The following is a 1,235-nucleotide window of genomic DNA, read 5'->3' on the forward strand; positions in this document are numbered from 1 at the left end:
TGTAGTGGTCAACCCATCCCGGACAGTGGGTTAAGTTTTTCTTCGGCAGCGGCGGGCGGCAGCCCGTCGTTGAATTGATGTGGCCTGATCCAGTTGTAGCGGTGCATCAGGTAATGACTGATGTCCCGCTGAGCCTCCTGAGCTGTCAGGTAACCGGTCGGCGGAACCCACTCCGACTTCAGACTCCGGAACAACCGCTCCATCGGTGAATTGTCCCAGCAATTACCTCGACGGCTCATGCTCTGTTCCATCCGATATCGCCACAACCGCTGCCGAAACAGGCGGCTGGCGTACTGGCTGCCCTGATCGGAATGAAACAGCACCTGCTGCGGTTTGCCTCGTTGCTCGTAGGCCATATCCAGCGCCTTGATGACCAACTCCGTATCCGGCTTGGCGGAGAATGCCCAGCCAATTACTCGTCGTGCATGCAGATCCAGCACCACCGCTAAGTAATTCCAGCGGCCTTGCGCCCAGATGTAGGTGATATCGCCGCACCAGACCTGGTTGGGTCGTTCGGTGGCGAACGCACGGTTCAGCCGGTTCGGGATATCTGGCCGTTCAACCGTAGCCTGCTTGTACGCATGCGAGCCTGGTTGTTTGCTGACCAGGCCCAACTCGCGCATTAACCGACGCACGCGAAAGCGGCCAATGCTTACGCCATCCTCACGCAGCATGCCCAGAATGCTTCGGCTACCAGCCGATCCTCGACTCTGGTTGAACAGCTGATTGACCTGACTGCGCAGTGCAACGCGGCGCGCATCAACACGGCAGCGCCGTAGACGATGGGCGTAGTAGCAAGACCGCACCACGTCGAAGGCTGAACAGACCACTTCCACCGACTCCCGCTCACTCAACTGGTCTATCAGCGCGTACGATTGAACTCGTCCGACATCAAGAGAGCGGTAGCCTTTTTTAGGATCGCTTTCTCCCGTTCCAGTCGGTCGATCCTGGCTTCCAGCTCTTGGATTTTCTGCTGTTCGGGAGTCAATGCTTTGCTTTTCGGGGTGACGCCGAGGCGCTCTTCTTGGAGCTGTTTCACCCAGCGGCGCAATGCCGAGTCCACGACGCCCAGCGAACGGCAGGCCTCGATATGGCTGTAGCCTTGATCCAGCACCAAGACCGCAGCCTCTCGCTTGAACTCGGCAGAAAACGTACGTCGTTGCTTACTCATCGAACACCTCTTAGTGGCGAGGATTTTCGCCTAAATTGGTGTCCGGAATCAGCAGACCACTACA

General features: G+C 57.8%; 1 protein-coding gene. It reads right to left on the minus strand.

The genetic code is table 11. From position 1 onward, the window contains the following. Positions 1-8: 8 nt before the first annotated feature. Positions 9-1,171 (minus strand): IS3 family transposase gene (locus tag BLS08_RS25950; RefSeq protein ID WP_086005911.1). Its coding sequence is split into 2 segments (ribosomal slippage): positions 9-916 and positions 916-1,171, totalling 1,164 coding nucleotides; the frame shifts between segments, so codons are not numbered across the junction. Positions 1,172-1,235 lie beyond the last annotated feature (64 nt).

It is taken from the genome of Ectopseudomonas chengduensis, assembly GCF_900102635.1.
Classification (GTDB): Bacteria; Pseudomonadota; Gammaproteobacteria; order Pseudomonadales; family Pseudomonadaceae; genus Aquipseudomonas; species Aquipseudomonas chengduensis.